At 63.0% G+C, this 26,735-nt stretch carries 26 protein-coding genes, 1 tRNA gene and 1 pseudogene; 14 read left to right on the top strand and 14 right to left on the bottom strand.

Annotated elements, in window-relative coordinates; all coding sequences use genetic code 11:
• The first annotated feature begins 77 nt into the window (after window positions 1-77).
• The 6 genes from hisD to AC0L21_RS24920 all read left to right on the top strand — a co-directional run bounded on the left by hisD (window position 78) and on the right by AC0L21_RS24920 (window position 3,725).
• Window positions 78-1,373, top strand: a complete 1,296-nt coding sequence (gene hisD, locus AC0L21_RS24945; RefSeq protein WP_473264382.1) for a histidinol dehydrogenase — start codon at window positions 78-80, stop codon at window positions 1,371-1,373.
• Window positions 1,370-1,867 (top strand): UPF0262 family protein, encoded by a 498-nt coding sequence (locus AC0L21_RS24940; protein ID WP_018453111.1) that lies wholly within the window; start codon window positions 1,370-1,372, stop codon window positions 1,865-1,867. The genes hisD and AC0L21_RS24940 overlap by 4 nt, the downstream gene beginning before the upstream one ends.
• Before the next feature lie 5 nt (window positions 1,868-1,872).
• Complete coding sequence (locus AC0L21_RS24935) at window positions 1,873-2,340, top strand: arsenate-mycothiol transferase ArsC (RefSeq protein ID WP_473264381.1); 468 nt, start codon at window positions 1,873-1,875, stop codon at window positions 2,338-2,340.
• 156 nt (window positions 2,341-2,496) lie between these two features.
• A complete protein-coding gene (locus tag AC0L21_RS24930; protein WP_007597557.1) occupies window positions 2,497-3,126 on the top strand; it encodes a Maf-like protein in 630 nt (209 codons plus the stop codon).
• 155 nt (window positions 3,127-3,281) lie between these two features.
• Window positions 3,282-3,464 (top strand): DNA gyrase inhibitor YacG, encoded by a 183-nt coding sequence (yacG, locus tag AC0L21_RS24925; RefSeq protein ID WP_473264380.1) that lies wholly within the window; start codon window positions 3,282-3,284, stop codon window positions 3,462-3,464.
• A 185-nt stretch (window positions 3,465-3,649) separates the two neighbouring features.
• A tRNA-Phe gene (locus tag AC0L21_RS24920) sits at window positions 3,650-3,725 on the top strand.
• A 168-nt stretch (window positions 3,726-3,893) separates the two neighbouring features.
• On the opposite strand, the gene AC0L21_RS24915 is transcribed toward AC0L21_RS24920, so the two are convergent.
• The 6 genes from AC0L21_RS24915 to AC0L21_RS24890 form a co-directional block, all read right to left on the bottom strand.
• Window positions 3,894-4,211, bottom strand: a complete 318-nt coding sequence (locus tag AC0L21_RS24915) for a nitrile hydratase accessory protein (RefSeq protein ID WP_007597553.1) — start codon at window positions 4,209-4,211, stop codon at window positions 3,894-3,896.
• A gap of 4 nt (window positions 4,212-4,215) precedes the next feature.
• Window positions 4,216-4,839 carry a nitrile hydratase subunit alpha gene (gene nthA, locus AC0L21_RS24910; protein WP_035993718.1) on the bottom strand — a complete coding sequence of 208 codons (624 nt, stop codon included), beginning with the start codon at window positions 4,837-4,839 and terminating at the stop codon, window positions 4,216-4,218.
• An 8-nt stretch (window positions 4,840-4,847) separates the two neighbouring features.
• Entirely contained in the window at window positions 4,848-5,570 is a 723-nt protein-coding gene (gene nthB, locus AC0L21_RS24905) for a nitrile hydratase subunit beta (protein ID WP_007597549.1), read from the bottom strand.
• 28 nt (window positions 5,571-5,598) lie between these two features.
• Window positions 5,599-6,597 (bottom strand): CobW family GTP-binding protein, encoded by a 999-nt coding sequence (locus tag AC0L21_RS24900; protein WP_473264379.1) that lies wholly within the window; start codon window positions 6,595-6,597, stop codon window positions 5,599-5,601.
• A 123-nt stretch (window positions 6,598-6,720) separates the two neighbouring features.
• Complete coding sequence (locus AC0L21_RS24895; RefSeq protein WP_473264378.1) at window positions 6,721-8,346, bottom strand: MFS transporter; 1,626 nt, start codon at window positions 8,344-8,346, stop codon at window positions 6,721-6,723.
• 14 nt (window positions 8,347-8,360) lie between these two features.
• The gene (locus AC0L21_RS24890; protein ID WP_473264377.1) at window positions 8,361-9,194 is read right to left on the bottom strand and encodes an alpha/beta fold hydrolase; all 834 of its coding nucleotides are present in this window, start codon (window positions 9,192-9,194) and stop codon (window positions 8,361-8,363) included.
• 226 nt (window positions 9,195-9,420) lie between these two features.
• Here AC0L21_RS24890 and AC0L21_RS24885 point away from each other — a divergent pair, with 226 nt between their 5' ends.
• From AC0L21_RS24885 to AC0L21_RS24870, 4 genes are all read left to right on the top strand, one after another.
• A complete protein-coding gene (locus AC0L21_RS24885) occupies window positions 9,421-10,791 on the top strand; it encodes a sigma-54 interaction domain-containing protein (protein ID WP_473264376.1) in 1,371 nt (456 codons plus the stop codon).
• A 408-nt stretch (window positions 10,792-11,199) separates the two neighbouring features.
• A complete protein-coding gene (locus tag AC0L21_RS24880) occupies window positions 11,200-14,130 on the top strand; it encodes a patatin-like phospholipase family protein (RefSeq protein ID WP_473264375.1) in 2,931 nt (976 codons plus the stop codon).
• A 4-nt stretch (window positions 14,131-14,134) separates the two neighbouring features.
• Window positions 14,135-15,010: a hypothetical protein gene (locus tag AC0L21_RS24875; protein WP_473264374.1), complete on the top strand. Its 876-nt coding sequence runs from the start codon at window positions 14,135-14,137 to the stop codon at window positions 15,008-15,010.
• Window positions 14,995-15,690 (top strand): hypothetical protein, encoded by a 696-nt coding sequence (locus AC0L21_RS24870; protein ID WP_473264373.1) that lies wholly within the window; start codon window positions 14,995-14,997, stop codon window positions 15,688-15,690. Before AC0L21_RS24875 ends, AC0L21_RS24870 begins: the two co-directional genes overlap by 16 nt.
• A 55-nt stretch (window positions 15,691-15,745) precedes the next feature.
• Here AC0L21_RS24870 and AC0L21_RS24865 read toward each other — a convergent pair whose 3' ends face one another.
• Window positions 15,746-16,138 carry a helix-turn-helix transcriptional regulator gene (locus tag AC0L21_RS24865; protein WP_473264372.1) on the bottom strand — a complete coding sequence of 131 codons (393 nt, stop codon included), beginning with the start codon at window positions 16,136-16,138 and terminating at the stop codon, window positions 15,746-15,748.
• Window positions 16,139-16,295: 157 nt separating this feature from the next.
• On the opposite strand from AC0L21_RS24865, the gene AC0L21_RS24860 reads away from it, so the two are divergent.
• The 4 genes from AC0L21_RS24860 to AC0L21_RS24845 all read left to right on the top strand — a co-directional run bounded on the left by AC0L21_RS24860 (window position 16,296) and on the right by AC0L21_RS24845 (window position 19,718).
• Window positions 16,296-16,796, top strand: a complete 501-nt coding sequence (locus AC0L21_RS24860) for a hypothetical protein (protein ID WP_473264371.1) — start codon at window positions 16,296-16,298, stop codon at window positions 16,794-16,796.
• 235 nt (window positions 16,797-17,031) lie between these two features.
• The gene (locus AC0L21_RS24855; RefSeq protein ID WP_473264370.1) at window positions 17,032-17,706 is read left to right on the top strand and encodes an FABP family protein; all 675 of its coding nucleotides are present in this window, start codon (window positions 17,032-17,034) and stop codon (window positions 17,704-17,706) included.
• A 19-nt stretch (window positions 17,707-17,725) separates the two neighbouring features.
• Window positions 17,726-18,436, top strand: a complete 711-nt coding sequence (locus AC0L21_RS24850; RefSeq protein ID WP_473264369.1) for a RibD family protein — start codon at window positions 17,726-17,728, stop codon at window positions 18,434-18,436.
• A gap of 10 nt (window positions 18,437-18,446) precedes the next feature.
• Entirely contained in the window at window positions 18,447-19,718 is a 1,272-nt protein-coding gene (locus tag AC0L21_RS24845; protein WP_473264368.1) for a flavin monoamine oxidase family protein, read from the top strand.
• Between the two features lie 58 nt (window positions 19,719-19,776).
• Here the strand turns inward: AC0L21_RS24845 and AC0L21_RS24840 are convergent, their stop codons facing one another.
• From AC0L21_RS24840 to AC0L21_RS24810, 7 genes and pseudogenes are all read right to left on the bottom strand, one after another.
• The gene (locus AC0L21_RS24840) at window positions 19,777-20,097 is read right to left on the bottom strand and encodes a hypothetical protein (RefSeq protein WP_473264367.1); all 321 of its coding nucleotides are present in this window, start codon (window positions 20,095-20,097) and stop codon (window positions 19,777-19,779) included.
• 164 nt (window positions 20,098-20,261) lie between these two features.
• Window positions 20,262-20,831, bottom strand: a complete 570-nt coding sequence (locus AC0L21_RS24835) for a cysteine hydrolase family protein (protein ID WP_473264366.1) — start codon at window positions 20,829-20,831, stop codon at window positions 20,262-20,264.
• A 127-nt stretch (window positions 20,832-20,958) separates the two neighbouring features.
• Window positions 20,959-21,306, bottom strand: a pseudogene (locus tag AC0L21_RS24830) (DUF3088 domain-containing protein).
• Window positions 21,307-21,372: 66 nt separating this feature from the next.
• Complete coding sequence (locus AC0L21_RS24825; protein WP_473264365.1) at window positions 21,373-23,124, bottom strand: sensor histidine kinase; 1,752 nt, start codon at window positions 23,122-23,124, stop codon at window positions 21,373-21,375.
• 266 nt (window positions 23,125-23,390) lie between these two features.
• Window positions 23,391-23,966 (bottom strand): hypothetical protein, encoded by a 576-nt coding sequence (locus AC0L21_RS24820; RefSeq protein WP_473264492.1) that lies wholly within the window; start codon window positions 23,964-23,966, stop codon window positions 23,391-23,393.
• Between the two features lie 197 nt (window positions 23,967-24,163).
• On the bottom strand, window positions 24,164-25,477 hold the full coding sequence (locus AC0L21_RS24815; RefSeq protein ID WP_473264364.1) for a tetratricopeptide repeat protein: 1,314 nt from the start codon (window positions 25,475-25,477) through the stop codon (window positions 24,164-24,166).
• A 13-nt stretch (window positions 25,478-25,490) separates the two neighbouring features.
• A complete protein-coding gene (locus tag AC0L21_RS24810) occupies window positions 25,491-26,501 on the bottom strand; it encodes an aldo/keto reductase (protein WP_473264363.1) in 1,011 nt (336 codons plus the stop codon).
• Between the last annotated feature and the right edge of the window lie 234 nt (window positions 26,502-26,735).

Genomic DNA, 26,735 nt, shown 5'->3' with positions numbered 1-26,735 from the left:
CGCAGCTTCCCCGCCGCGCCATTGAGCAGGGGCCTGGTGAGCCAAACCGCGCCCCCAAAAACCAGTTAGAAGCCAAGATGCCCGTTCGTCTCGACCGCAGTAGCGCCGATTTTGACCAGCGATTCGGGGCCTTCCTCGCCGCCAAGCGCGAGGCCTCGGCCGACGTCGAGGCGGCCGCGCGTGCCATCGTCGACGACGTGGCGAAGCGGGGCGATGCCGCCCTGCTCGAGGCCACGGCAAAGTTCGACCGGTTGACGCTGGATGCCTCCGGCCTGCGCGTCACCGCCACCGAGATCGAGGCCGCGGTGCAAGCCTGCGATGCGGCGACGCTGGATGCGCTCAAGCTCGCGCGCGATCGCATCGAGACCTATCACAGCCGCCAACTGCCGAAGGACGAGCGTTTCACCGATCAGCTCGGCGTCGAGCTCGGCTGGCGCTACACCGCGATCGAATCCGCCGGCCTCTACGTGCCCGGCGGCACCGCGGCCTATCCGTCATCGGTGCTGATGAATGCGGTGCCGGCAAAGGTCGCCGGCGTGACGCGTCTCGTGATGGTGGTGCCCTCGCCCGACGGCAAGCTCAACCCGCTGGTGCTGGCGGCGGCAAAGCTTGGCGGCGTCACCGAGATCTATCGCGTCGGCGGCGCGCAGGCGGTTGCCGCGCTAGCCCATGGCACCGCGACGATCGCGCCCGTCGCCAAGATCGTCGGACCCGGCAATGCGTATGTCGCCGCGGCAAAGCGGCTGGTGTTCGGCAAGGTCGGCATCGACATGATCGCCGGTCCCTCCGAGGTGCTCGTCATCGCCGATGACACCGGCAATGCCGACTGGATTGCCGCCGACCTGCTGGCCCAGGCCGAGCACGATGCCAGCGCGCAGTCGATCCTGATTACCGATTCCGCGCGCCTTGCCGCCGATGTCGAAAAGGCCGTCGAGGCGCAGTTGAAGACGCTGCCGCGCGCCGCGATCGCCAGTGCATCGTGGGCCGATTTCGGCGCCATCATCATGGTGAAACGCCTCAACGACGCCATTCCGCTCGCGGATGCGATTGCCGCCGAGCATCTTGAGATCATGACGCAGGATCCCGACGCGCTCGCCGCAAAGATCCGTAACGCCGGCGCCGTGTTCCTTGGGCCGCATACGCCGGAGGCGATCGGCGACTATGTCGGCGGCTCCAACCACGTGCTGCCGACGGCGCGCTCGGCACGATTCTCGTCGGGGCTCTCGGTGCACGATTTCCTCAAGCGCACCTCGATCCTGAAATGCGGCCCGGATCAGCTGCGTGCGCTGGGTCCGGCCGCGATGATTCTCGGCAAGGCGGAGGGGCTAGATGCCCATTCGCGCTCGATTGGATTGCGCCTCAATTTGTCATGACCCAGCCGCCCGAACAGGACGACTCGACCAATCGCATCGTCGGCGTCACGCTCGACGAGGACTCGATCGGCCGTTCCGGGCCCGACATCGAGCATGAGCGCGCGATCGCGATCTACGATTTGATCGAGCAGAATCTGTTCGCGCCGGAGGGCGCCGACGGGAAGGGGCCGTTCACGCTGCATATCGGCATCACCGGCAGCCGGCTGATGTTCGACATCCGCCGCGAGGACGGCACGCCCGTGGTCGCGCATCTGTTGTCGCTGACGCCGTTCCGGCGGATCGTGAAGGACTATTTCATGATCTGCGACAGCTACTACCAGGCGATCCGCACGGCGACGCCGGACAAGATCGAGGCCATCGACATGGGCCGCCGCGGCATCCACGACGAGGGCTCGCGCACGCTGCAGGAGCGGCTGAAGGGCAAGGTGCGGGTCGATTTCGAGACCTCGCGCCGGCTGTTCACGCTCATTACCGTCCTGCACTGGAAGGGTTAAGCGCGATGGCGGGTCCGCCACGCGCACGCGATCCGCAATCGGTGCTGTTCGCTTGCGCCATGAACAGCGTGCGCTCGCCGATGGCCGAGAGCCTGCTGCGTCACATGTTTCCGCAAGGCCTCTACGTGAAGTCGGCCGGCGCCAGGCGCGGCGAGCTCGATCCGTTCGCGGTCGCCGTGATGGCCGAGCTCGGCCAGGACATCTCCACCCACAAGCCGCAGACCTTCGAGGAACTGGAGGATTGGGAGGGGCTGAATTTCGACCTGATCATCACGCTGTCGCCGGAGGCGCACCATAAGGCGCTGGAGCTGACCCGCACGCTTGCGGCCGAGGTCGAGTATTGGCCGACGCTTGATCCCACCACCATGGAAGGCAGCCGCGACCAGAAGTTGGCGGCTTACCGCGACGTCTGCGACCAACTCCTGATGCGCATCCGCCGGCGATTTTCGAAGGTGGGCGCGGCGAACGGGTAGCATTCGACGCCCGTAACACCCGCGTCACAGACTGCAGGCACACGCTTCCCGTGCCCGTCGAATCGGTAAAGTCCGGGTTCCCGGGTTGTGAAATCAGCCCCCGTCCGATAGGTTCCGCGCGCAATTCACCCCCTGCTTCATTCCCCAAATCACCTGATGCTCGGCCGCCCCAAATTCGTTCTCGCCTCCGGTTCGCCGCGGCGCCTGTCGCTGCTCAACCAAGCCGGCATCGAGCCGGACGCGCTCCGGCCCGCCGACGTCGATGAGACGCCGAAGCGGGGCGAGCTGCCTCGCGCCTGCGCCAACCGGCTCGCGCGCGCCAAGGCGGATGCGGCGCTCAAATCGGTGCAGCTCGACGACGAGCTGCGCGGCGCCTTCATCCTCTCCGCCGACACGGTGGTGGCGGTCGGCCGCCGCATCCTGCCCAAGGCCAACCTCGTCGACGAGGCCGCGCAGTGCCTGCGGCTGCTGTCGGGCCGCAACCACCGCGTCTACACCGCGATCACCCTGGTGACGCCGCGCGAGGCCTTCCGCCAGCGCCTGGTCGAGACCCGCGTCCGATTCAAGCGCCTCTCGGAAGACGACATCCAGGCCTATATCGGCTCCGGCGAATGGCGCGGCAAAGCCGGCGGCTACGCCGTGCAGGGCATCGCCGGCTCATTCGTGGTCAAGATGGTGGGGTCCTACACCAACGTGGTCGGCCTGCCGCTCTACGAGACCACCACGCTGCTCGGCGGCGAAGGTTTCCCGATCCGCTTCGGCTGGCTCAACGCCACCGCGGTGTGAGCCGAACAGCCGCTCCTGCAAAAATCGCGAAAACAACCCCATGCACAGTAGAATTGCCCCGCGGGAACCTGGCCGGGACGCCTGCGCTTCCGCCGGAGGAACCCCTTTGGCGACAGGCTCTTGAACTCTCTCACCTCGTGCAAGCCGAGCACCCTATGGACGACCAGGTGAAAAAGCCCCCAAGCCCGCTCAAAACCTGCCCGATCTGCGGCAAGCCGCAGTCCGGGGCCACCCGCCCGTTCTGCTCCTCGCGCTGCCGCGACGTTGATCTGAACCGCTGGCTGAAAGGCTCCTATGTCATTCCCGGCCGGGATGACGAGGCCGATGGAGAGGAATAAGCCTATCGTATCAATTATTTAAGTTCTCGATGCGCCGTCGCGCGCCGTTCCCTCCGAGCCCCGTCCCGCCTTGTGCACAGCCGGGCCGCGGCCCGCGAAGCCATCGGCGAAGCGTGGGTGGACAGGCAGCCTTCAGCCCACTATAAACCGCCCGCTCGATGGGCTTTGGCCCCTCTTTGGAGCACGCCCAGGTAGCTCAGTTGGTAGAGCATGCGACTGAAAATCGCAGTGTCGGTGGTTCGATTCCGCCCCTGGGCACCAAATCCACGATTTTGTGCGCTGGGGCACAATTCGTACGGCTACATTCACCAGATGATCGGCGCGAAGGCCCTCGCAGATCTATCTCTCTAGCGCTCGCTAAGTGTACGTACGATCAAGTCCAGCCCGCCGCGCTCTGGGGCCCGCTGCATCGACCCGACATCGAGACGCCTAGAAATACGACCGGGCCGATTGCTCGATCAAGCCGGATCGTTGCACCATCTGCTCAACTACGGTGAGCCAGATCTCGTAGTAGTCCCAGCTTGGGTCGGTCTCGTCGTGGGTGGCCTCCCAAGCGGCGATGCTTGATATCATTTCCGAGCGGAAATCCTCCCATTCGAACAAGCCTTGTTTGGAGAGAGCAAGCGCCAGGCCGAATGCCTGACGCTCCCAAGGCGCGCCGAAGCAAAGGCTTCCGTTATCCTTGGGTGGCATGTCGGTCTTCCCCAACATGCTTCCCAGGGCGAAATGCTCGAAATTTGTTTGCATCGCTTCAGGTGCTCGGCGGCTTGACGATCGCGACGCCCATCATCGACTCGGGTGTGACAAGAGCTGCCAACTGCTCTTCGCTGAAGGTATCGGTGCCCGCCGGTCGTTCCGGGACAACGAACCAGCGGATCTGGGCGCTGCTGTCCCAGGTCCTGATTTCCTTTTCCGGCCCAATGTTCAGACCAAATTCGCTCAGCACTTTGCGGGGCTCGCGTGCAGCTCGCGCGCGGAACGAAGGATCCTTGTACCAATAGGGCGGCAGGCCCAGAATCGGCCAAGGATAGCAGGAACAGAGGGTGCAGATGATGAGATTGTGCACCTCCGGCGTGTTGATCGCCGCTCGCATATGCTCGCCTTCGGCGCCGGCTCCCCCGGTCACGAACTTCATCTGTTCGACCGCAGCCATGGTGTCTTCGGCCAGAATCTTCTTGAATGCCGGATCGACCCACGCTTTCGCAACAAGCTTGGCGCCATTGAACGGGCCCATTTCAGTCGCGAAGATTGCCATGATCTTGTCGACAGTCTCGCGCGTGATGACTCCCTTCTCGATGAGCAGAGCCTCCAGCGCGCGGACGCGCGCCGCGTTCACCGTTTCTCGATCCGTGGAATACTCGAAACGTTGCATCATGTGGCTCCTCAGGATGCGATGGCCGGTTCGAGATAGGCCTCGAACAGGTCTGCGTAAAAAGTAAAATTCTGCTCGGTATTTCCTGGCCACAGAGTTTCGGGATCGAATTTGACGCAGTAGACGGGCATTGCTTTGCCGATCCCGTCCGGCCCGATCTCGCAAAGATAAGTGTAAGCGTCAGGATACACGCTATCGATAATGCCCGCCTTGTTCCGAAGATGCCCTGGCAAGCGAGTGTGATCGACCGATTTCGGATCGGCGACGCAAACCGCCTCGCCGGCCGCGAAGCGCGGTTGGGTCGAGCGCTCCCGTTTCGGATCGTCGCCGATCAGCAGATATTTCCGCACGCGAGCGTCCACAGCCGCGTCTCCGCCTTTCGGCATGACTGGGGCTGACGTCAAGAAGGTTTCGGTTCGCGCGTCGAGTTCGATCTGAGTGATGTAACCCTTCGCGACGAAATACGCAGAGATTCCGCCCAGCCACTTCTCATAGTAGCGGAATTTGAAGTAATCGAACGGATTCATCGACTCTGCGCCCTTGCGCAGGTCGGCCCAGGTCCATTCGGTGTTGAATGTACTCGGTGTTGCTTCGAGATCGAGTTGCGAACTCAGTGCCATCATCGCCGTGTGGATGCCGAAGATCCTCTCCTCCCAAGCTTCCACGAACACCCGCGTTTCAAGCGAGATCGGATCGAGACCTTCGAGGCCTCCTAGATAGTGTTGCAACTTCATTGTTACAGCGCCCCTCTTCTGGCTTTGATCACGTGACCAGGCCGGTATCCGACGAGGTCAGATCCGAAATTTCATTTCGAATTCGCGTTGCGTCGAGCCCTCTTCCGATGAAGACGATCGCGCTGGCGCGGTGCTCATTCGAGGCCCAGGCCCTGCCTGGTCGACCTTCGAGCGTCATATGGACTCCATGGAAAACCCAACGCCGGGCCTCGCCTGCCAGCGACAGGACACCCTTGCAGCGTAGAAGGGTCTCACCATTCTCCAGGACGAACACATTGAGCCACCGGAAGAATCGAGGCCCGTCGAGGGCGCGTTCTGCGCGTACTTCGACGCTGACCACCGAGAGATCATGCTCGTGCTCGAGCTCAGAGAGCAGCAGCGGTTCAATCGACAAGCAGTTTTTCAGATCGAAGGCCTTGACGTCGACGATTGAGGCGGCGTCAATCCGGCTGTCGATCGCTCGGACCATCGGAGCCATGGGATTTATGGTCCGAATAGTCGCCTCGCATCTGGCGCGTGCGTCTTGGTCGACAAGATCCAGCTTGCTTATCACCAGGACGTCGGCGAAGGCGATCTGTTCGGCCGCGACGTTTTCGCCGGAGCCCTGATCGGCGAGCCACCGGTCTATATTGATGGCGTCGACCACGGTCACGACTGCATCGAGCGCCGTGACTTCAGAAAGCACCTCGTCGACAATAAAGCTTTGAATGATGGGGGCTGGATCGGCCAACCCTGTGGTCTCGATGAGGATGCGGCGGATGGGCCTTGTTCCTGAGAGAAGATTGGTGATCGTCGAAACAAGATCCGAGCGGACCGTACAGCAGATGCAGCCGTTGTTGATCTGCAGAATCTCCTCGTCAACGCCGACGACCAGCTCGGCGTCGATGCTGATGGCTCCGAACTCATTCACGATGACCGCTGACTCGGCCATCAAGTCGCTTTCGAGCAATTGATTCAGCAGCGTCGTCTTGCCGGATCCGAGGAAGCCCGTGAGGATAGTGACCGGAATTTTTTGTGATATTGTCATTGTTGCCGCCAGATTGTTCCAACGCCTGTCGCATGTCTGATGCAGTGGAATGCGCCGCTCGAGTGGCGCATCCCAACGAAGACCTGCGACGGCGAAACTCGGCGCCGCAGGTATGCGATCGCGCTATTGCCCTCGGATATCGCGACCACGGGTTTCCGGCAGAAAGAGTGCTCCGATGATCGCGGTCAAACCGGCAAACGCGATCGTGTACCAAAGCCCGCCGAAGATGTCGCCGCTCGCGATGACGACCGTCGTTGCGACGAATGGAGCAAAACCGCCGATCCAGCCGTTACCGAGCTGCAGTGCGACGGACACGCCGCTGTAGCGGATATGGACAGGAAAGAGCTCGACCAGAAGAGCGCCCAGCGGCCCGTAAACCATGGTCGCCAGGAAGACCAAAGCGAACAAGATGGCGATCACCATCGGACCGTTGGGTTGAGCCGGCGCCTTCGCCGATGGGAGGCCTCGTTCGGTCAGCTCCTTTAGAAGCTTGGCTCCATCGAAGGCGGTCGCCGGATCGTCGTTGATCTGGACGCTAAGGGAAGCAGTATCGGCCTTCACGACGTATGGAACGGCATTCGCAGTCAGGAATGCCTTCACGCGCGTACATTCCTTCGTCGCTAGCGGGCGGAATAGCTGGCCAATCCAGGACTGATCCTCGCTGCAGTCGTTGCCGTGCACGACCACAGAAGTCTTGGCGCGGAATTCTGCAAGCGCAGGGTTGCCGTAAGTCGCCAGACTCTGGAATAACGGCATGATCAGCAGGGCTGATAGCGCGCATCCCGTGACGACGATCCACTTGCGCCCCACCTTGTCGGAGAGCCAGCCGAAGAACAGGAAGAACGGTGTGCCGAGAATGAGTGCGACCAGAAGGTAGAAATTGGCCTGATCCTGGCTCATCTTCAGTGCGGTGGTCATGAAATAAAGGCTGTAGAAATGCCCCGTGTACCAAATCACCGCCTGCCCCGCTACGACTCCAAAGATGGCCACGAGCACCAAACGCAGATTGCGCCTGTCACCAAATGTGTCAGCGATAGGATTTTTCGAGCCTTTGCCCTCGGCCTTCATCTGCTGGAACACCGGCGACTCGTGCAGCTTCAGCCGGATGTACAAAGAGAGGATCAGAAGCGCGATCGATCCGATGAATGGAATTCGCCAGCCCCAGCTCGAGAAGCTCTCCGCCGACATCGAAGAACGGCAAAGAATGATCACCGCCAGCGAGAGAAACAGCCCAAGCGTCGCCGTGATCTGGATCCAGCTTGTCGTGAAGCCTCGCTTGTCCGGATCGGAGTGCTCGGCAACGTAGGTCACCGCACCCCCGAACTCGCCGCCAACGGCGAGCCCTTGCAGCAGGCGCAATCCGACCAAGATGGTCGGCGCCCACCAGCCGAAAGTCTCGAATGAGGGCAGCAGGCCGACCGCCGCGGTAGCGAGGCCCATCACCAGCATGGTTACGAGGAATGTCTTTTTGCGGCCTACGAGATCGCCGAGGCGTCCGAACACGATGGCGCCGAGCGGGCGAAGAACGAACCCCGCGCCGAAGGTCGCCAATGCTGCGAGCAATGCCGCGGTGTCATTTCCTTTCGGAAAAAACAGCGTGCTGAAAAACGCTGCCAACGAGCCGTAGACAAAAAAATCGTACCACTCGAAAACGGTGCCCAGGGCGGCCGCGAAGACAATGCGCTTGGTATCGCGATCGAGGCCGTTGGACGCGAGGATGGTTTCTGATTCGATAGCTTGAATGGACATTCGATCCTCCAGCATCAAACGGCTTGGTGTGTGTAAGACGACGCGTCTTCGGTCGGGCGTGGCGGCACGTCCTGCTGCGCCAGAAATTCGTTCAGCAAGCGATTGAAAGTATCCGGTTGCTCAAGCATCGGGAAATGGCCCGCCGATGGTATGATGTGAAGGCGACTATTCGGAATGCCGTCCGCCAAGGTTTGCGATTCTTTCGGTGGGGTGATGACGTCCTCCTCGCCGACGAGGACCAGCGTTGGCACGCAGATCTCTCCAAGCTTTGCGCGGCTATCCGAGGCGTTGAGCGAGGCAATCGCCTGGCGCGCGACAAAGGCCGGAGTCTGCGTGACCTCGTTCCTGGCAAAGTCGATGAGCTCGGCGCTCGCGGCGGAGCCGAAGGATCGTTCGATCACCTTTTGGCTCGCCGTCGCCGCACCCAGTTCCTCAATGGCTTTGCGCACGTTGTCGACATTGACGTCTGCGCCCAATCCATGAGGCGTGGCTCCCACCAGCACCAACGCCCGCACGTACTTCGGGTGGGCGAGCGTGAGGCTCTGGGCCACAGTTCCGCCCATCGAAAGGCCGACGAGAATGGCCGACTCGATGGACAATGCGCGGTACACTCCGAGCACGTCCTCGACGAAGGCGGCGATCGTATATTTTCGATCTACAGGGCGTGGTGAGCGACCGTGACCGGGCAGGTTGATGCGAATCATCTGGTAACCGGTCGAGAACGGCTCGACCTGCTCACGCCAGAATTCCGCTGTTGTCGTAAAGCCGTGCACGAACACCATCGGCATTCCGGCTCCGGACACCTGCACGACGGTATCGCCGACTGCGATGGTTCTTATGGTCGTCATTTCGCTCCCTCCCGAGGTCGATTCCATCACAGTAAGATCGCAAGCGCCGTGCCATGTCGGCGCCCCGCTGCACGGGGGCACCTAGTGAATTGTTCTCGTTGCCAAAACGCGTGTGGCGGGGAGCGGCCCTTCCGGTTTGACGCTTTCCGAACGTGACGCTAGTGTCGCGTTTATGAGACAGTATGTCGCCCAAGTGTAACGCTTGCTGATCTGAGGTTTCCGTAAAATGGTTCTGTCCCAGTGGATCGCCGGCTCGTCCGAGGAAGCGAGCTTCCTGAAGCTTGTCCTCGATCATGTCTCGGACTGCTTGGTCGCGGTTGATACGTCAGGCACAATCGTATTGATCAACCAGCCGTATTGCAGATTGCTAGAAGGCCAGGCGGAGGACTTCATCGGGCGACATATTACCGATGTCGTTGGTCCACAAACCAAGCTCCATCTCGTGGCGCGCGGCGAAGGCAGCCATATCGGTTATCCCCTGAAAGTGCGTGGACACCAACTCATTACGCGACAGGTCCCAGTGCTTCAGGATGGCCGCATTATTGGCGCGGTCGGTCTGGCCCTGTTCTCGAATCTCGGTGCTTTGAAGAGGACGTTTCGCCGGGTCGCGCAAGCCGAACTGGCACTGCCGCAGGCGAACAAGCAATGGCGCTCCCGCTTCAGCATGCGCGACATCGTTGGCCAAGGCGGGCTCATGGACGCGTACCGGCACTCGCTCGAGATCGTCGCCGGCCACGACCTTCCCGTGTCGATCTCGGGAGAGACCGGTTCCGGCAAGGAACTGGCCGCCCACGCGATTCACACGAATTCGAGCCGATCCGAGGGCCCCTTTGTCTGGATTAATTGTGCTTCAATCCCGGGCGAACTGATTGAAGCTGAATTGTTTGGCTATGAAGGGGGCGCGTTCACGGGCGCCCGAAGCCGGGGAAAGCCCGGGAAGTTCGAGCTAGCCTCCGGGGGCACCCTGTTCTTGGACGAAATCGGAGATATGCCGCTGCATCTGCAGGGCAGTTTGCTGCGGGTGCTTCAGACGAATGAGATGGTGCGGGTAGGCGGCACAACTCCGGTTGGGGTCAATGTCCGAATTGTTTGCGCAACCAATCAATCACTTCCGGAACTGGCCCAGGCCGGCCGCTTTCGGCAGGATCTCTATTACCGCCTGAGCGTGTTGCCGATCAACGTGCCATCGCTCCGTGAGCGGGACGATATCGAATTTCTCGCCCGACAATTGCTCACCCGGATTGGAGAGCGGTTGGGCAGCGAGACCAGGGACCTATCGCGAAAACAGTTAGCGTCGCTGGGTGCGCATGGGTGGCCTGGAAATGTGCGGGAGCTGGAAAACGTGCTCACTCGCTTCATCGTGACCGGTCAATTGTCGGTGCTCACCGCACATGCTTTGCCAACGCCGGAAGCGGAGAAGGTGTCCGGATTGTTGAAGGAACGCATCCGGTCTCAAACCGCGGCGGAAATTCGAGCCGCGTTGGAGAGATCCGGCGGTAACAAGCGACAAGCAGCAGGGCTGCTCGGCATCAGTCGCGGGCATTTGTATCGGCTTATGAAAGAGCAAGCCTCTGATTCCAATCAAGCGCGGGACTAACGCGGTGGCGGATTGGCGATGAAGCGAATCTAGGCCACCGCTGCCAGGCACTCCCGCCACCATATTGAGGACAAACAGCAATTCGTCCCGTCGGTGGTTGCGTATGATACCCTCCCTGGGCACCATTCCGGTGTTTGCCTTTGCTCTCCGGCATCCGCTGACAACCAATTTCTCCGGCCGATCCCACGAACACAACGCATCACGACCGATCGTGAACCGCCGATTCGGCGGACGGAATCGTTTGCCGAACCGTGTCATCGCTGACGCGCACATCGCCCAAATTGTGCTGGCGCCAGCAAAAACTTCGTGCAATCTTGGCGGGATATTTTCGATGACGTCGTGATTTTCGTGTGGAGCCCAGCCGGGCTTCGATCCGGCAGAGACTCCCGCTGGCGGGATTTTTTGGCCATGCCGCAACCTGTTGTCGCGGACCCTATCAATTCCGTTGTCGCGGATGTAGTCGATAATGGCGACGTGTTGCTGGGCGAGTTGCAGGCGATTGAGCAACGACGTGCGTTGCTGGCGGATGCAGCGCGCCACCTGCAGCCGATCCCCGCGCCGCCGCGCGATCCAAGAGCTTTGCCAGAAAAGCTGGAGGAGTTCGTCACCAGGGCCGGGGACCTCAACCTGTCGGCCTTGTGCTTGTCCGGCGGCGGTATTCGCAGCGCCGCGTTCGCGCTCGGGGTGGTGCAGGGCCTCGCCGCGCGAAAGATCCTGAGCACGTTCGATTATCTCTCGACGGTGTCCGGCGGCGGCTATACCGGTGCGATGCTGACCGCCTGGGTGCAGCGTGCCGGCTACGACAACGTCGAGAAGGCGCTCGTCGACGGCCCGCTGAGCAATGCGACGATCTCACCGCTTCAGCACCTGCGACGGTACAGCAGTTACCTGTCGCCGACCGCAGGGCTGCTCTCGACCGACATGCTGGCGCTCGTTGCGCTCTATATCCGCAATCTGCTGCTGAACTGGTTCGTGCTGATTCCCATTTTGTTGCTGACGATCATTGCGTTGAAAGCGATCACGCTATGGGCCTGGACGTCCCAGGCCAGTCCCACGGCGGTCGCGATGCTCGGTCTTCTGGCCGTAGCTCTTGCCGGCATGTCGATGGTCGATTCCCTCCAGCAGCGGCCGGGCTGGGGCGATGAATCCTCCAGTCGTTCGCGCTTCATTGCGCTTGAATTGTTGCCGACGCTGCTTGCGGGGGTGCTGATCAGCGTTGCTGCCCTGAAGATCTATCAGCAGTTCGCGGCCGAAACGAACCTCAAGGGCAACGGGCAGCTACAGCTCCTGTCATTGCTGAAAGGGATCAAATGGTACTGGAGCATCGCGGTGGTAGCCGCCGGCACCTATTTCGTTGCCGCAGTGCTCGCTCTGTCCTTTTCACCACCACGCGCCGACAAGGACGACGACAAGTCCACGTCGGAGAATATCCGCTCGGGAGATCTGCATAAGGGCGCCCTGCACAGAGGCATGCTGATCGTTTTGAAGCTGACCGCCTCCGGCGCCGTGGTCGGTCTGGTGCTTGCCAAGATCATTGATGCCATCGGTATGTCGCAGGCAGAGACGGTCACGGCGCTCACACCGGTCAGGGTGTTCCTGTTGTTGTGCCTCGGCCCCCCGGTGTTCATGACGGCGGTGTTTCTCGCCGAACTGCTTTACTGCGCGCTGACCGGCAAGGTCTCCTGGGCCGACGCCGAGCGGGAGTGGCTGGGCAGGGCCGCCGGGTATCACGCGCGTGCGGCGGTGTTCTGGTCGCTGGCCTTTGCCGTGGTCTATCTTGGTTCGTACGGCGTCAACTATCTCTACAACTGGTCCTTTTCCTCGTTCAGCGGCTTGATCGCAACCGGCGGTCTCGCCGGCGTGGCCGCGAGCCTGGTCGGCAAGTCGTCTTCGACCATGGCGGTTTTCAAGAAGGGCTACGCGACCCTTGCGAGCCGGTCACTCAATTTCGTCCTCGCGGTGGCTGCGACCCTGTTCATCGTCGTCTTGACGAGCGTGCTTTCCGCGGTGGTCGACTGGCTTGTCCTGCCGGTACGCAAGGCGCTCTGGTTCGATCAAAACTACCATGTGTTCTATTCACTCGGCAAAGTGTTCCTCTGGACGTTGCTCGTCGGGGCTATCGCGTCATGGTTCGTCAATACCAACCGCTTCTCGCTTCACGGCGTCTATCGCAACCGGCTGATCAGGACCTTTCTCGGCGCCTCGAAGCAAAAGCGCAAACCGAACGCGTTCACGGACTTCTACCAGCAGGACAACCTCAATCTGAGCGATCTCTGGCCCAATGTCACGCCGGACGAAGGACGGATTCCGCCGCAGTATCTGGTGCAGAACATTGCGATGAATATCGTCGCGACGCGCGAGCTGGCCTGGCAGGAGCGCAAGGCGATGTCCTTCGTCGTCACGCCATGGTGGTGCGGCTGCGGGGATCAGAACCGCGAATCGGAGGTCTTACGCGCCGATCTTTCCGGAGCCTCGGGTTGCTATAGGCCTTCGCAAAACTACGGCGGAGGCATCAGCGTCGGAACTTCGATGGCAATCTCCGGCGCGGCCGCAAGTCCCAACATGGGCTATCACTCCTCGCCCGCCCTCAGTCTGTTGCTGACTTTCTTCAACGTCCGTCTCGGAGCCTGGCTTGGCAATCCCAACTCTGCCGGAAAGCGTACTTGGCGACAGGCAGGACCCAGGATTGCCGGCCGGCCGATGATCGAGGAAGCGCTGGGATTGACCGACGGGACGAGGGGCTACGTCTATCTTTCCGACGGCGGGCACTTCGACAATCTCGGCCTCTACGAGATGATCCGGCGCCGCTGCCGGCTGATCATCATCAGCGACGCAGGTTGCGATCCGGACTTCGGGTTCGAGGATCTCGGCAATGCATGCAGGAAAATTTCCATCGATCAGGACGTCGATATCGAGTTCGAGGCGCTGAAGATGGTGGCCCGCAAGACGCCGCCCGCTGAAGGGCCCTATTTTGCGGTTGCCCGGATCAAGTACCGTGACCTCGGCGGCAAGGAGGGAATCCTTGTCTACATCAAGCCGAACTTCCAGGGCATCGAGCCAATTTCAGTCCGCAGTTATGCCCTCAAGGCAACGGTTTTCCCGCACGAAAGCACGGCGGACCAGTTCTTCGGCGAGTCGCAATTCGAAGCCTATCGCGCGCTCGGCCGCTTCGCGGTCGATCATATCGATGGCGCAGCGGGCAAGCCTTATTCGGGCGTAGACGCATTCGTGGCCGCGATTCGAGCACACTCAGCGCAGCCGACTGCATCGGCCGCCGGGACGGCGGCTGCACAGCCCGCGGCCGTCGCTGCCACAGTGACTGTTCCCTGGGGAGGATGATGTGATGCGTATGAAACTCGTCGTCGCCGTGCTTCTCTTGCTGGCCTCTGTAGGATCTGTCGTCGCGCAGAATTTCGACGAGCAGGCGATCTGCGCCGCGATCAACAAGCCGGGGCTGTTCTATGCCCGCAGTCAGCCGCCATACCAGCACACGCCGGTGAACGGCGCGCCGCTGTCCTATGACAGGGATGCGCGCTTCGTCCTGATCACGGCGCCGGTGCCGCCACGGCAGGAGCGCGACTTCGAGGGCGTGTGGCATGTCCGGACCCAGACGGTTGCCGAGCAGAGCAGGCGGGCGAACAAGGCCTATGTCTATCGCCCGCCCGTCAAGACGCGCTGCTCCCGGGACGTGCTTCCGGCCTTGGAGGGCGGCGACCGGCTGGTGACGTTGACGGCGTATCTTGATCATCATCTGTCGGATCCGGACCACCCGCGCCAGAAGGTCTACCGCCTGACCAGGCGGTTCCACATGCCGATCCAGGATGTCGCGGCAAATGATTGCGTCTGGACCGACAACGACAAGGCTTTCGACCTCAGCGGCACATATGGCTTCACCGACGTGAACCGGCGTGACCTGGATTCCGCGTTCGAAGTCGCCACGACTCTGGTGCCGCGTGCCTACGCGTCATCGTCGAGTTATCAGGGACTGAGCTCCGAGTTCGCTTATCGCGACACGCCCAACGGCGTCTGCGTCTCCTTTGCGTCACCGATTCCGACCGGGCCGGTACAGCGCGGCGGTTGGTTCAGCAACGCCTATGACGACGCCATGCAGGCGGCGGCCGGCTGGAGGCCGAGATCGACGCTGCTCGTCATCAAGCGGCTCGAGGGAAGGCGGGTGATTCCGTTGACATCGAAGACGATCACTTGGGCGGACCGATGAGCCTGGACGCAGGAAGCGCGATGCAAGCGGCGCCAAAGTCCGGCTGGCGGCGCCTGCTGGAACGGCGCTTGCTGCCGATCAACAAGCTGCTCCGGACCCAGTGGATGCAGCAGCTCTTCCCGAAGCTGCTGTGGCTGGTCGTCCCGCTTCAATACTATTACGCGCAGCAATTGCCGGCCGGTTTCAACCTCGAGAGCTATTTGCCGTCGGCGGCCCTCGTCATCGTTCTGGTGGCGTCGATGGTCTGCGTTGCCGGGGTGATTGCGATCTTCTATCCGCGCTCGGAGTATTACTACGACGCCGCCCGCTCCCTGGTCTCGTCGATGCTCGGCACATGGGCGTTTGCGCTGGCTCTGGTCTGCCTTTCGTCCAGCCTTACAGCAGGGCGCTCATCGCGTCCGCGAGACGTGGTTCAAGGCCTTCTGTGCCAGTCCGAACCCGGTCCCTGGATAAGAGTCGTCTGCGACTCGGATCTGGCGCAATCCATGCTCGTCTACGTCGCTTATGCGCTGATCGGCGTGGTGCTGCTGACGATGCTCATTCATGGTTGTGCCCGCGTCAGAGCGGAACGCAACAAGGATTACCGTCCGCTCCAGGAACCAAACATTTTGGTCGTAGCCATCGCAGTCGCTGCCGTGATGACGTTCTTCGAGTTCTTGATCACTGCCACGACCTCCTGAGCCGCCGCGCGCGCGTCCGTCGCTACCGTCGGTCCCGCATCCTACACCGGGAGCGTCAGCGATTTCGCGCCCTGACCAGATCGACCTGGCGCCTGCAGCCCGTCTTTTCGAAGACGTGAATGAGGTGGCTCTTCACGGTGCTGACGGAAACGCCGAGCAAGGCCGAGATCGCGTCTCGTGTGTGTCCCTCGCAGATGAACTCGATGATGCGAATCTCGGCCGGCGTCAGGTCATAGAGTTGGTTGAGCGCATCGTGAGGCAATCGCGGCGGCCCGGAGGGCGACGTCACGAACATGGCGGCGGCGCTCTGGATCAGGCCTGATCGCGTGTGGCTGCGTCGCAACGGCAGAATGTGGATGACGAGAGGGACCCAACACAAATGCTTGGGTGGCTTGTTGGCGACCGGGGCGAGTTTCGCGCTCCTGCCTTGCTGCCGCGTGTCTGTCATGCTCGATGCCTGCTCAAAACTGCGGCAGGTGCGATGCGGAGCGCGTCGACAGGCCGTGTCAAGTTGCATGGTTCCTCTCCATGCAACCTGGATCAGGGCGTGATATCCTGGCCCTCGGGACGGAATTGACCGGCCCCGCATCTGGATGGACATGGCCATGACGTTGTCATCATGCTTCGTTACGCGTCCCGCTGTCGCCATCTCATCGGTTGCACTGCTCCTGTGCGCCCTCGGCGGCACCGCGATGTCGCAACCGACGCCGACCACGACCGCCGCCGACACCCAGCTTCCCGGCGTCATGGTTGATGCGCCGAAGCATGTGGCGCGGCCACACCGGCCAGCGCATCACGCGACAGCTCGCGGGACCGGATCGCGCACGTCAGCCGCTTCGACGGCGTCACTGGCGCCGACCTCGGACGCCACGAAGCTTGCCAAGCTCGCCGCCGCCACGGGCAGCTGCGTCGGCGGTTGTCAATCGAGCTTCAAGGCGGGCGACAAGCCCTGGGTCGGTTGCAACGTTTCGGGTGGCGTCTATTCGTTCACGTGCCGCAACGTCGGCAACTACAAGACCTACGACGAGTGCAAGGAAGCGGGACGCGTCACCGGTTGGCGGTCCGGCGAAACCTCGGCATATTGCAGCAGCCTTGCATTGAAGTAGCAGCGCGGATGGCCTCTCCTCCGATTGCACGAGGCAAGTCGCAAGCGCGTCGACAATCAGCCCGTAATTGACGACACATATCATTCCAGCCGGTCAGTGTAGCCTGTTATCAGGTGGCTCGCTCATGGATCGTCTGCGCGTGGCGCCTATGTCCATTCGCGATTGTGAGGCTTGAGAACGAGCCACGCCCGCACTCTCGTGCTATTGCTGCCTCCGCAATGACGCGAGGACACCCATGCTCCCCCTTCCAGCCGATATCTTCACCGAGCCCGAGGATGTCTCGCCCGACGGCCTTGCCAATCTCGGCCCGCTCCGCCGTCTCGCAGGCAGCTGGCAGGCCGACAAGGGTATCGACATCAATCCGAAGGCGCAGGGGCCGGAGCGGCGGACGTTCATCGAGCGCATCCGGATGGACCCGATCGATCCGCAGGCCAACGGGCCGCAGCTGCTCTACGGGCTGCGCTATCACATCCACATCAACACGCCCGAGGAAGACATCACCTTCCACGACCAGGTCGGCTACTGGTTGTGGGAGCCCGCGACCGGGTTGATCATGCAGACGCTGGCGATCCCGCGCGGGCAGGTGCTGCTGGCGTCGGGCAAGGCCGGGCCGGACGACAAAGCGATCTCCGTCACCGCCAAGCGTGGGGATACCGCTTACGGGATCTGCTCGACTGATTTTCTGGAACAAGCGTTCCGCACCGACGCTTACCGCTGCGACATCACCTTCAACGACGACGGCAGTTGGACCTATCTGATCCAGACCGAGTTGTTCGTGCGCGGCGCGCCGTTCAACCATCGCGACACCAACACGCTGAAACTCGTCGCGCCGCCAAAGCTCAATCCCCTCGCGGTGATCGTGAACGATCGCGCCACGGGGAATGAGAAGGGCAATGAGCCGGCCGCCTGAGCGCGGCCCGGAGATACGCATGAAGCCTTACGTCATCTGTCTGATGCATTCGAGTCTGGACGGCCGCACCCATCCGAGCCGCTGGCGCCCGAAGGGGGCAGGGACGGACTGGTTCGAGAAGATCCACGACGAGCTCGGCGGTGATGCCTGGGCGATCGGCCGCGTCACCGGCTCGGAGTTCGCCAAGGGCGAGCCCTATCCCACGACGGCGGACGCGAAATTTCCGCGCGAAAACTGGTTCGCGCGACGTGATGCGAAAACCTATGGCGTCGTCCTGGATGCGAAAGGCAAGATCGGCTGGGGCCGCTCCGATATCGGCGGCGATCCGATCGTCGTCGTGCTGACCGAGAGTGTCCCCGATTCGCATCTCGCGGGGCTCCGCGGCGAGGGCGTGTCCTATATCTTTGCCGGCAAGTCCGAGATCGACCTCGCGCTGACGCTGGACATTCTCAATCGCGAACTCGGCGTGAAGCGCCTGCTGGTCGAGGGCGGCGGCGTCGCCAACGGCGCGTTCCTGCGTGCCGGCCTGATCGACGAGTTCAACCTGATCCTCAGCCCCGCGATCGACGGCGCCAGGGGCGCGCCCTTCGTGTTCGATTCCACGGACTCCGACGGCGACCGGCGTGCACCGCTGAGCGCGATGAGGCTGGAGAGCACGCGGGATCTCGGCGGCGGCGTCCTGCTGCTGCGCTATCTGATCCAGAACGATCCGCAGGCCGTGGGCAAGTAGCAGCACCGAGATGTCGGCAACATCAGAGCATATCGTCGTCGCCGGTGCCGGCGCGGCCGGCCTGATGGCGGCGCGCGAGCTGGCGCGCGCGGGCAGGACCGTGACGATCCTGGAGGCGCGCGAGCGCTGCGGCGGCCGCATCCATCCGCTGCCTGCTTCGGAGTTCGGCTACCGCGCCGACGGCGGCGCCGAATTCGTGCACGGCGAGGCGCCGGTCACGCGCGCGTTGCTGCGTGAGGCCGGGCTGTCCCTTCAGGAGATCGAGGGCGAGCGATGGGGCTTCGACGGCGCTGACATCGTGCGCGAGGATCGCCACGATCCGCATGAGGCTGAGCTGCACGCCGTGGTTCGGGAATTGAACGACGACCTCACGGTCGCCGATTTCCTGCGCCGGCATTTTGCCGGGGATGAGCACGCGCGGCTGCGCCATGCGATCGAGCGAATGGTCGAGGGCTACGATGCGGCCGATCCCGAGCGCGCCTCGACGCTGGCGCTGCGCGAGGAATGGATGGCCGGCGGGCACTCTCCGCAGGCGCGCATCAAGGGCGGCTATGGTGCGATGATCGACTTCCTGGCAGCCGAGTGCCGCAAGCTTGGCGTGATTATTCGCTTCGGTTGCGTGGTGTCGGCGATCGAGGAGGAGGGCGGCGCGATCGCCGTTCGCTGTGTCGGCGGCGCCGTGCATGGCTGCGATCGCGTGATGCTCACCGTTCCGCTGCCGTTGCTGCGCGAGATCGGGCTGCCGAGCGGCGCGCGCGCGAAGGCGGCGGCGGCCGACGATATCGGCTTCGGTAACGTGATAAAAATCCTGCTGCGCTTCAGGCGGCCATGGTGGCGCGAGCGCAAGGAAGAGCTCGCGGACATGAGCTTCCTTTTGTCCGACCAGGCCATTCCCGTATGGTGGACGCAATATCCGAACCGGCATCTCGTGCTGACCGGATGGTTCGGCGGCCCGCGCACGGCAGCGCTGTCGCACCTCGACCCGCAAGGGCTGATCGATGCCGGGCTCGATTCGCTTGCGACCGTCTTCGGCCTGTCGCGTGAGGACCTCGCGCGCGAGCTCGTCGCGGCCGTTGCGACAAACTGGGCGCACGATCCCTACGCCCGCGGCGCCTATTCCTGGGCAACGCCGCGAACGCGCGAGGCGCAGACGATCCTCGCACGCGCCGATGGTCCGGTGCTTTTCTCCGGCGAGGCGCTCTATCGCGGAGCCGATATGGGCACGGTCGAGGCGGCGCTGGCGAGCGGTCAGCAGACGGCGGGGATGATCTTGCGAGGATAGGCTGGCGCGCAAAGAAAGGCCCGCATTTCGCGAGCCTTTCGCGTTGCTGCCTTTCGTCTTACCAGCGGCTGCCGCCGAAGCCGAACGTCACGCTCGGACCGCCGCCGCCATAATATCCGTACGGTCCGCCGCCGTAATAGCCGTGGTGCCGCGGATAGTAGCCGTAGCTCCGGTAGTGCGGACGATGAAATCCGTAATGGTGGTGAGGACGCCAGTGATGGCGATGTCCGTGATGGTGGTGCCTGTGCTGCGCGCTGATGTCGGTTGACTGGGCGGCTGGCGCGTTGTGTTTCGCGCTTGAATGATTGGCCGCGTTCGCCGCCGATCCGCCGGCAAGCGCCGCAGCACCGACGGCCATCGCGACAATGAGATACTTCATGTCATCACTCCAGTTGAATGTCGTGTGACAACACCTGGTCATCCGGCACGTTCCGGCCAGTGCGGGCGTCGAAACGACGCAGTTTCATGGGCGTCCGGTTCGCGCGGCTACGTGCGTCTCGTGAGATTTATTGTCGCATCACGGGCGTGGCCGTAACTCCGCCATCACTCTGCCGCGAATGATGCAATCACGTCATCGGTGGTGACGATGCGCGCGAATTCGCCGTTGAGGTTCGACAGCGTCATCGCATGGATCTCCTCCGCAGAATGCCTGTCGCCATCCGGCCCGACCCGCTCGAACGTCCAGGTCGCGTCGCGCACCAGCCGTGCGTCGAAGCCGAGATTGCCGGCCATCCGCGTCGTCGACTCGACGCAATGATTGGTGGTGGCGCCGCAAATGACGAGAGTGCCGATGTTGCCCGCGCGCAGGCGCCTTTCCAGATCGGTGCCGATGAAGGCGCTGTTGACGTGCTTGACGATCACGATCTCGCCCGGCCGCTCGCATGCCTCGTCCCTGACGGCATATCCGGAGCTCGTTGGCAGAAATGAGGAGGACGGCTTGGTGCCCTCATGACGAATGTGAAAGATTGGCGCGCCGCTGGTTCTGAACGCCGTCAGGAGATCGGCAATACGTGCCACTGCATCCGGGTTATTGCGCCGCTTGCCCGCCGCCTCCCATTCGTCGAACGCACGCTGGACGTCGACGACGATGAGGGCGGGAAGCGCGAGTGACATGAGGGGCGGCTTTCAGACTTACTTGCAGACTTACCTGCAGCGCCGACTATGCGAGGCGACAGTGACGACACGCAATGTCAATTTTCCCTCGTTTCGCGACGTGATTGCAGGCTACGCGCTCTCCCCCTCACGGATGCGGATCGGGAAAGCCGTGGCGTTCGGAGAGCGCGGCCAGGATGGCGTCCTTGTCAGCAATGAACGCGCGGCCCTGATAGCTGCCGGTCTGGTGCGGCGAGGTCGCTCCAACCGCCAGCACGAGCAGCGGCAACGACTAGTTCTCCTCGCCGGCCAGCGCGATCACGGCTTGCCGCGGGCGTGGCCACGGGATGCGTTCGATGTCGAGCTTGCCGGCGAGCTGCGGAAGCGAGACCAGCACGCCCTCGATCAGCGCGCAATGCCAGCAATAGAAGCGGCGTCCAGGAAAAGTCGGGTCCTCGAACCCGGGACGCAGCAGAAACAGGCGGTCGCGCGTCATGGGTCGCTCCGAGGTATGGTGACCATCATATGCGATGGTTGACGTCTGGCGGCAGAAGGCCTCGACTCACGATCGCGCGGCGGCCAGCGGCAGGCTGATATGAAAGACGGCGCCTCCGGTCGGCGCGTTCTCGGCCCAGATCCGCCCGCCGTGTGCCTCGACGATCGTGCGCGTGATCGAGAGGCCGATTCCCATGCCCTGCGTCTTGGTTGTGAAAAACGGCTTGAAGATTTCGGTTATCTTTTCTGTGCAGATGCCGTCGCCGGCATCTGCGATCGAGATCATGGCCTGATTGCCCGCTAGGCTGGTTCGACCGACGATGCGTCGCCGATCCTCCGGCAGATCGGCCACCGCTTCGATGGCATTCATGACCAGGTTCAGAATAGCCTGCTGGAGCTGCACTTTGTCGGCAGTTACGTGAATATCCGAGGCCGATCGGTCCGTCGCGAGCGCAACGTCGTAGGTCAGGGCCTGAACGGAGAGGAACCTAAACACGTCGCCGACCGCCGCGTTGAGGTCGAGCTCGCTCCGCTCTGTGCGGGCCCTCTTCAGAAATGAGCGCACCTGAACGACGATCTCGTTGGCGCGCTTATCGTCTCGGCGAATGTCACCCAGTATATCCCTGATCACGCCAAGGTCAGGTGCCGGTATCTGCAACAGTTGCTCGGCGGTCTCTGCATTGATCAGAATGGCGGCGAGCGGCTGGCTCAGCTCATGCGCGATTGTGACAGACATCTCGCCCGCGGTGGCAAGGCGATTCATGTGGGCAAGCTCCGACATGCGTTGGCGCGCTTCGACCTCCGCCAGGAATCGCAGCCTGCGCTCGCGCAGGAGGATGACGATCATCGTCGCCTGCACCAGCACCAAGCCGACACTGATCATGACGCGCCAGTAATACTGCTCCCAGAAGCTCGGTTCTCGGAAACGCACCTCGCTGCCCGGAGGCAGATGAGCTTCGTCCACATTCCAGAGCTTGAGCTGTCTCCAGTCGAAGATCGGCTTCACGTTGTCCCCGGCAACGGGCGGGATGCTCGACGGCGATTCGCCGCCGAGAATCCGCATTGCCAATTGGCCGGCTTCCCGTCCGATGGTTCCGGGCAGCAGCAGGAAGCCGCCAACTCCCGTCCGCCCGAGAAATGTATCGGAGGTGATGATGATCGGGCGGTTCGCGTGCTCGGCGACACGCGCAAGCGCCGCAGCCGGCAAATAGTGGGTGCCTTCGCCGTCGGAATACATTGCCGAGGTCAGGATTGCAGAGCCAGGGGGCAAGGAGCCGACCCGTTCGCGCACTTCCCGCAGCACCATCCCGGACAGATCGACAATCTCGAGATCCGGCATCGCGGCCGCGAATTCCTGCTTCCAGTGGCCGTATGTCAGCGGATTTTTCCATGCATCGCCAACAAGGACGACACCAGTCAGGTCGGGAACGACCGCGCGTGCCGCAGTCAGTAACTGCGCCGGAGACACCTTGGCAAAGATTGCGGTCGTGTCGGGTAGGAACAGCGCGCGCGTCTCGGGCAGATCGGGCACGAAGCCGTAAACCACGGGTGCAGCGGGCCAGATGTCGTGCTTGCGCCCCTGAAGGAATTTCGCCGACGCGACGCCGATGGAGACGATGACGTCGATCGACCGGTGCGCGTATTTGGTCTTGAGATGACCGACCAGACTCTCCTCGTAGTCCGGTCCCGGGAAACGGGCGAGATCGAGGCTTTCGCCGTAGATCACGGTATGGATCTGTCCATTTTCCTTCGCAGCCGTGCGGATACCGGCAAAAATCTCCGAATAGAACGGCGAACGAAAGTCGGCGTCTTCCAGCACCAGGATCGAGCGCTGCCCCGGACTGTCGGCCGCGGGGCATTCATGTGCCAGGGTTGCGAACAGGCAGACGATCAGGAGCCGCTTGATCGCCTTGACCATCCGCATTGCTGGACTCTGTGCCTGCCTGTGTTTGCAACGGGCGCCTCCTCGATGAGGACGCATCCGAGCATACCTGCCGGTTCCGAAGTTTCAATGAAAGGATTTGATCCGGCTGTGCCGCGCAGGCGGCGGTTCACCTCGCCCGCATGCGGAGCGAACAAGGTCCGCTATTTGAACGGATCCTGGATCGACGGAGCCGACTGCCTGATACGACGCACGCTCACGGGCGTGCCGTCGGAAACGAACAGCAGTTCGTAGCGGCGGCCCTCGCTGTCGGTGGCGGAGCAGGTGACGTCAGTCACCTTTCTGGCGGCGAAATTGCCGGTCTGGCGGCAGAGGCCTGTGGAGGTCTGCTCGGCCGGCACCGGCAACCCGTCGACCTTGGGGCGGTCCTTGGAATTGAGCAGCATACGGTCGATCGGCAGCTCATAGGAATTGTCGTCGGCGCGCTTGCCGTTCTCGCCGGAGAACGACACGACGTGATTCTCGTCGGCGGGATCGTCCACCGCGACCGCGAAATTGACCCGGCCCTTGTCACCATGGGCATAGGCGACCGTCTTGCAGGCAAAGGTGCGGCCCGCGACCTTCAGCGTCTTGCAGTGGCCGGACATCAGCGCCAGCAGGTCGACGAAGGCGTTTGCGGCCTGAGGGTTATTCACGGGAATCGACAAGGAAGACTCGGCAAAACAAGGGCTTGCCAAGGCGATGAGGGCGGCGGTGAGGACTGGTCGGCAGAGGCGCATCGGAAGGTTCACATGCCAGGGAACCACGGGAAAGTTCCGTCCGACAACCGTCGAACCGTAAATTGGTTGCGATCCCGTTTGTTCTGCCTGATTCGTCTGAAATACCACCGCGCCACCCCAACGGCGATTCGCCCATATCGCCCAACCCGTTCCCGGCCGGCACTTGCCGCCCGGCCGGTGTTTTTTTCGTGGCGGAGCTAGCCCATCGTCGCCTTCCAGCGCGTATCGCGCAGGGAGGGACGGCGGTGCAGGCGGGCATCGAGTAACGCGCGGGCGCGGGGCAGGTCGCCGCTGCGCATGAGGGCGACGACAAAAGTGTCCTCGATCAGTTCGCGTTGGGCGTGACTGCCGCCGAGACGCACGACCTCGCCGAGGACCGGCGCGAGCATTTGCACGCATGCCGCGTAATCCTCGTCCGCAAAGGTTGCCAGCGCGCGGCAGACCGCCGGCACCACGGGACCGGCCGGGAGCTTGCCGTCGGCGAGCCGCTGCTCGATCACGGCAAGACGCGCGGCGAGCGCCTCGCGATTTTGCGTCGCGGCCGCGAACAGCGCCATGTGGACGTCGGCGAAGGGCAGGCTCGATTTCGGAAACAGTTTTTGCGCGGCGGCATCGCCTTCGACCCAGAGCGCTTTCGGCACGGCGTGGCCGTAAGCCGACAGGCGCCAGAGCAGTGACGCGCCGTCGGTGACGACATTGAGCGGCGGCGCCTGTGTCGCCTTTGGCTGCAGCACATCGGCATAGATCGCAAGCGCCCGCGCGGCATCGCCATGCTCCAGTGCGCCGAGCGCCTGATGCCAGCGGATATGGCCGTACAAGATCCCGGCGCGGTCGTAAGAGGGGATCCAGTCGTCGACGAGCCGGTCGGCCGCTTCGATCGAACCGTCCTCGAACATCGCATGCAGCACGGCGTGCGCGGCATGGGCATTCTGCCGGCGCAGATCGAAGCCGCGCTCGGTGACGCCGCGGCCGCGACTGACATTGCCGTTCTCGGTCATCGCCCAGCCGTACATGGTGAGGAACCACCAATCCTCGCCATAGCGATGCGCGACGCGCTCGCACAGCTGCTGCCGCGCACGGTCGTGATCGGCCATACCGGAGAACGCGAACAGGCCGAACGCGCCGAGCGGCAGCGACAGCACTAATGCGTCGCGCGGCCACGCCTCGACGTGCTTCATAGTCGCCGCGATTGCCTCGGGCAGCCGGCCCTCGATTGCGAGCACCAACGTCTCGACATGCGAACGCTCGCGTTCCGTGCCGCGGTTCGCCACGAGCTCGCGCGCGCGGGCTGCCTTCTGCCGTGCCAGATCGCCTTGCTGATAGAAGCCATGCAGGCGGGCGCGGGCGATATGGGCCAGCGCAAAATCCTGATCGGCCGCAATCGCGCGCTCCAGAGTCTCCGCCGTGCCGGTCCAGCCGGCGAGCATGAGGTCGACGCCCTCGCGATAGGCGGATGCCGCCTCGGGCGAAGAGGTGGAGATCGACAGGCCATAGCGATCTTCGAAGGCCATTCTTGTCTCCGGCTCAGGCGGTCCGCGCGCGACGTCCTTCAATCGGATAGGCCGGGTCGTTGTAGCCCGGCGTCGAGGGATGACCTGGCACGACCAGTCTGTCTATCAGCGCCTCGTCTTCCATAGTGAAGCGATAGTCGAGCGCGCCGGTGTAGCCGTCCCATTGCTCTTCGGTGCGCGGACCGGCAACGATCGAGGAGACAAAGGCGGAGTTCAGCACCCAGGCGACCGCGAACTGGCCTGCGGTGATGCCCTTTTTCTCGGCGTGGGTCTTGATCTCCTGCGCGAGCTGGAGCGATTCCGGCCGCCATTCGGTCTGCATCATGCGCGTGTCATTGCGGCCTGCGCGCGTCTCCTTGTCGGGAGCCGCGTCGAGCTTGTATTTGCCGGTCAGCACGCCGCGCGCCAGCGGGCTGTAGGGCACGATGCCGAGGCCGTAGTAGGAGCAGGCCGGAAAGTGCTCGACTTCAGGCATGCGATTCATGGCGTTGTAATAGGGTTGGCTCACCGCGGGCCGGTCGATTCCGAGCCGGTCGCAGATGTTGCAGATTTCGGCGACGCGCCAGGCGCGGTAGTTCGAGACGCCGAAATAGCGCACCTTGCCGGCGCGGATCAGGTCGCCCATCGCGCGCACCGTCTCCTCCAGCGGCGTCGCATGGTCTTCCTTGTGCAGATAATAGATGTCGATGTGATCGGTGCCGAGCCGCTTCAGGCTCTCATCCGCCGCCTCCAATACCCAGCGCCGCGACAGGCCGACACGGTTGGGATCCTCGCCCATGGGGTTCGCAAGTTTCGTCGCGAGCACCCAGGCGTGACGGTTGTTGCCGATGGCGCGTCCCACGACTTCTTCAGATGCACCCTTCGAATAGGCGTCGGCGGTGTCGATGAAGTTGATGCCGGCCTCGTGCGCCTTCGCGATGATGCGCTTTGAGGTGGCCTCATCGGTCGGCCCGCCGAACATCATCGTGCCCAAGCAGATCGGCGACACTTTCAGGCCGCTGCGGCCGAGTTGGCGATATTGCATGGGTCATTTCCTCAACGCTTGTTGACGCGCCAGCATAGCCGTCTCACTCCGTCATTGCGAGCGCAGCGAAGCAATCCCTGAGCGTGGGGGGGGGGGGGGGGGGGGGGGGGGGAGAGAGAGGGGGGGGGGGGGGGGGGGGGGGGCGGGGCCGGCGGCCGCCCGGCGGGCGGCGGCGGGCGGGGGGGGGGGGGGGGGGGGGGGGGGCGGGGGGGGCGCGGGGCGGGGGGGGGCGGG

Source organism: Bradyrhizobium sp. WSM4873, assembly GCF_055811355.1.
The sequence above is the reverse complement of the archived record's forward strand: the minus strand, read 5'-3'. Positions and strand labels throughout refer to the sequence as shown.

Bases quoted from the DNA above. Each gene is read 5' to 3' on its own strand.
- AC0L21_RS24940 (WP_018453111.1), top strand. From the start codon at position 1,370: ATGACCCAGCCGCCCGAACAGGACGACTCGACCAATCGCATCGTCGGC.
- AC0L21_RS24840 (WP_473264367.1), bottom strand. From the start codon at position 20,097: ATGAAGTATCTCATTGTCGCGATGGCCGTCGGTGCTGCGGCGCTTGCC.
- AC0L21_RS24865 (WP_473264372.1), bottom strand. From the start codon at position 16,138: ATGACAGACACGCGGCAGCAAGGCAGGAGCGCGAAACTCGCCCCGGTC.
- AC0L21_RS24845 (WP_473264368.1), top strand. From the start codon at position 18,447: ATGTCGGCAACATCAGAGCATATCGTCGTCGCCGGTGCCGGCGCGGCC.
- AC0L21_RS24820 (WP_473264492.1), bottom strand. From the start codon at position 23,966: ATGCGCCTCTGCCGACCAGTCCTCACCGCCGCCCTCATCGCCTTGGCA.
- AC0L21_RS24935 (WP_473264381.1), top strand. From the start codon at position 1,873: ATGGCGGGTCCGCCACGCGCACGCGATCCGCAATCGGTGCTGTTCGCT.
- AC0L21_RS24860 (WP_473264371.1), top strand. From the start codon at position 16,296: ATGACGTTGTCATCATGCTTCGTTACGCGTCCCGCTGTCGCCATCTCA.
- AC0L21_RS24890 (WP_473264377.1), bottom strand. From the start codon at position 9,194: ATGACGACCATAAGAACCATCGCAGTCGGCGATACCGTCGTGCAGGTG.
- hisD (WP_473264382.1), top strand. From the start codon at position 78: ATGCCCGTTCGTCTCGACCGCAGTAGCGCCGATTTTGACCAGCGATTC.
- AC0L21_RS24885 (WP_473264376.1), top strand. From the start codon at position 9,421: ATGGTTCTGTCCCAGTGGATCGCCGGCTCGTCCGAGGAAGCGAGCTTC.
- AC0L21_RS24900 (WP_473264379.1), bottom strand. From the start codon at position 6,597: ATGACAATATCACAAAAAATTCCGGTCACTATCCTCACGGGCTTCCTC.
- yacG (WP_473264380.1), top strand. From the start codon at position 3,282: ATGGACGACCAGGTGAAAAAGCCCCCAAGCCCGCTCAAAACCTGCCCG.
- nthA (WP_035993718.1), bottom strand. From the start codon at position 4,839: ATGATGCAACGTTTCGAGTATTCCACGGATCGAGAAACGGTGAACGCG.
- AC0L21_RS24835 (WP_473264366.1), bottom strand. From the start codon at position 20,831: ATGTCACTCGCGCTTCCCGCCCTCATCGTCGTCGACGTCCAGCGTGCG.
- AC0L21_RS24880 (WP_473264375.1), top strand. From the start codon at position 11,200: ATGCCGCAACCTGTTGTCGCGGACCCTATCAATTCCGTTGTCGCGGAT.
- AC0L21_RS24915 (WP_007597553.1), bottom strand. From the start codon at position 4,211: ATGCAAACAAATTTCGAGCATTTCGCCCTGGGAAGCATGTTGGGGAAG.
- AC0L21_RS24875 (WP_473264374.1), top strand. From the start codon at position 14,135: ATGCGTATGAAACTCGTCGTCGCCGTGCTTCTCTTGCTGGCCTCTGTA.
- AC0L21_RS24815 (WP_473264364.1), bottom strand. From the start codon at position 25,477: ATGGCCTTCGAAGATCGCTATGGCCTGTCGATCTCCACCTCTTCGCCC.
- AC0L21_RS24810 (WP_473264363.1), bottom strand. From the start codon at position 26,501: ATGCAATATCGCCAACTCGGCCGCAGCGGCCTGAAAGTGTCGCCGATC.
- AC0L21_RS24850 (WP_473264369.1), top strand. From the start codon at position 17,726: ATGAAGCCTTACGTCATCTGTCTGATGCATTCGAGTCTGGACGGCCGC.
- AC0L21_RS24895 (WP_473264378.1), bottom strand. From the start codon at position 8,346: ATGTCCATTCAAGCTATCGAATCAGAAACCATCCTCGCGTCCAACGGC.
- nthB (WP_007597549.1), bottom strand. From the start codon at position 5,570: ATGAAGTTGCAACACTATCTAGGAGGCCTCGAAGGTCTCGATCCGATC.
- AC0L21_RS24855 (WP_473264370.1), top strand. From the start codon at position 17,032: ATGCTCCCCCTTCCAGCCGATATCTTCACCGAGCCCGAGGATGTCTCG.
- AC0L21_RS24930 (WP_007597557.1), top strand. From the start codon at position 2,497: ATGCTCGGCCGCCCCAAATTCGTTCTCGCCTCCGGTTCGCCGCGGCGC.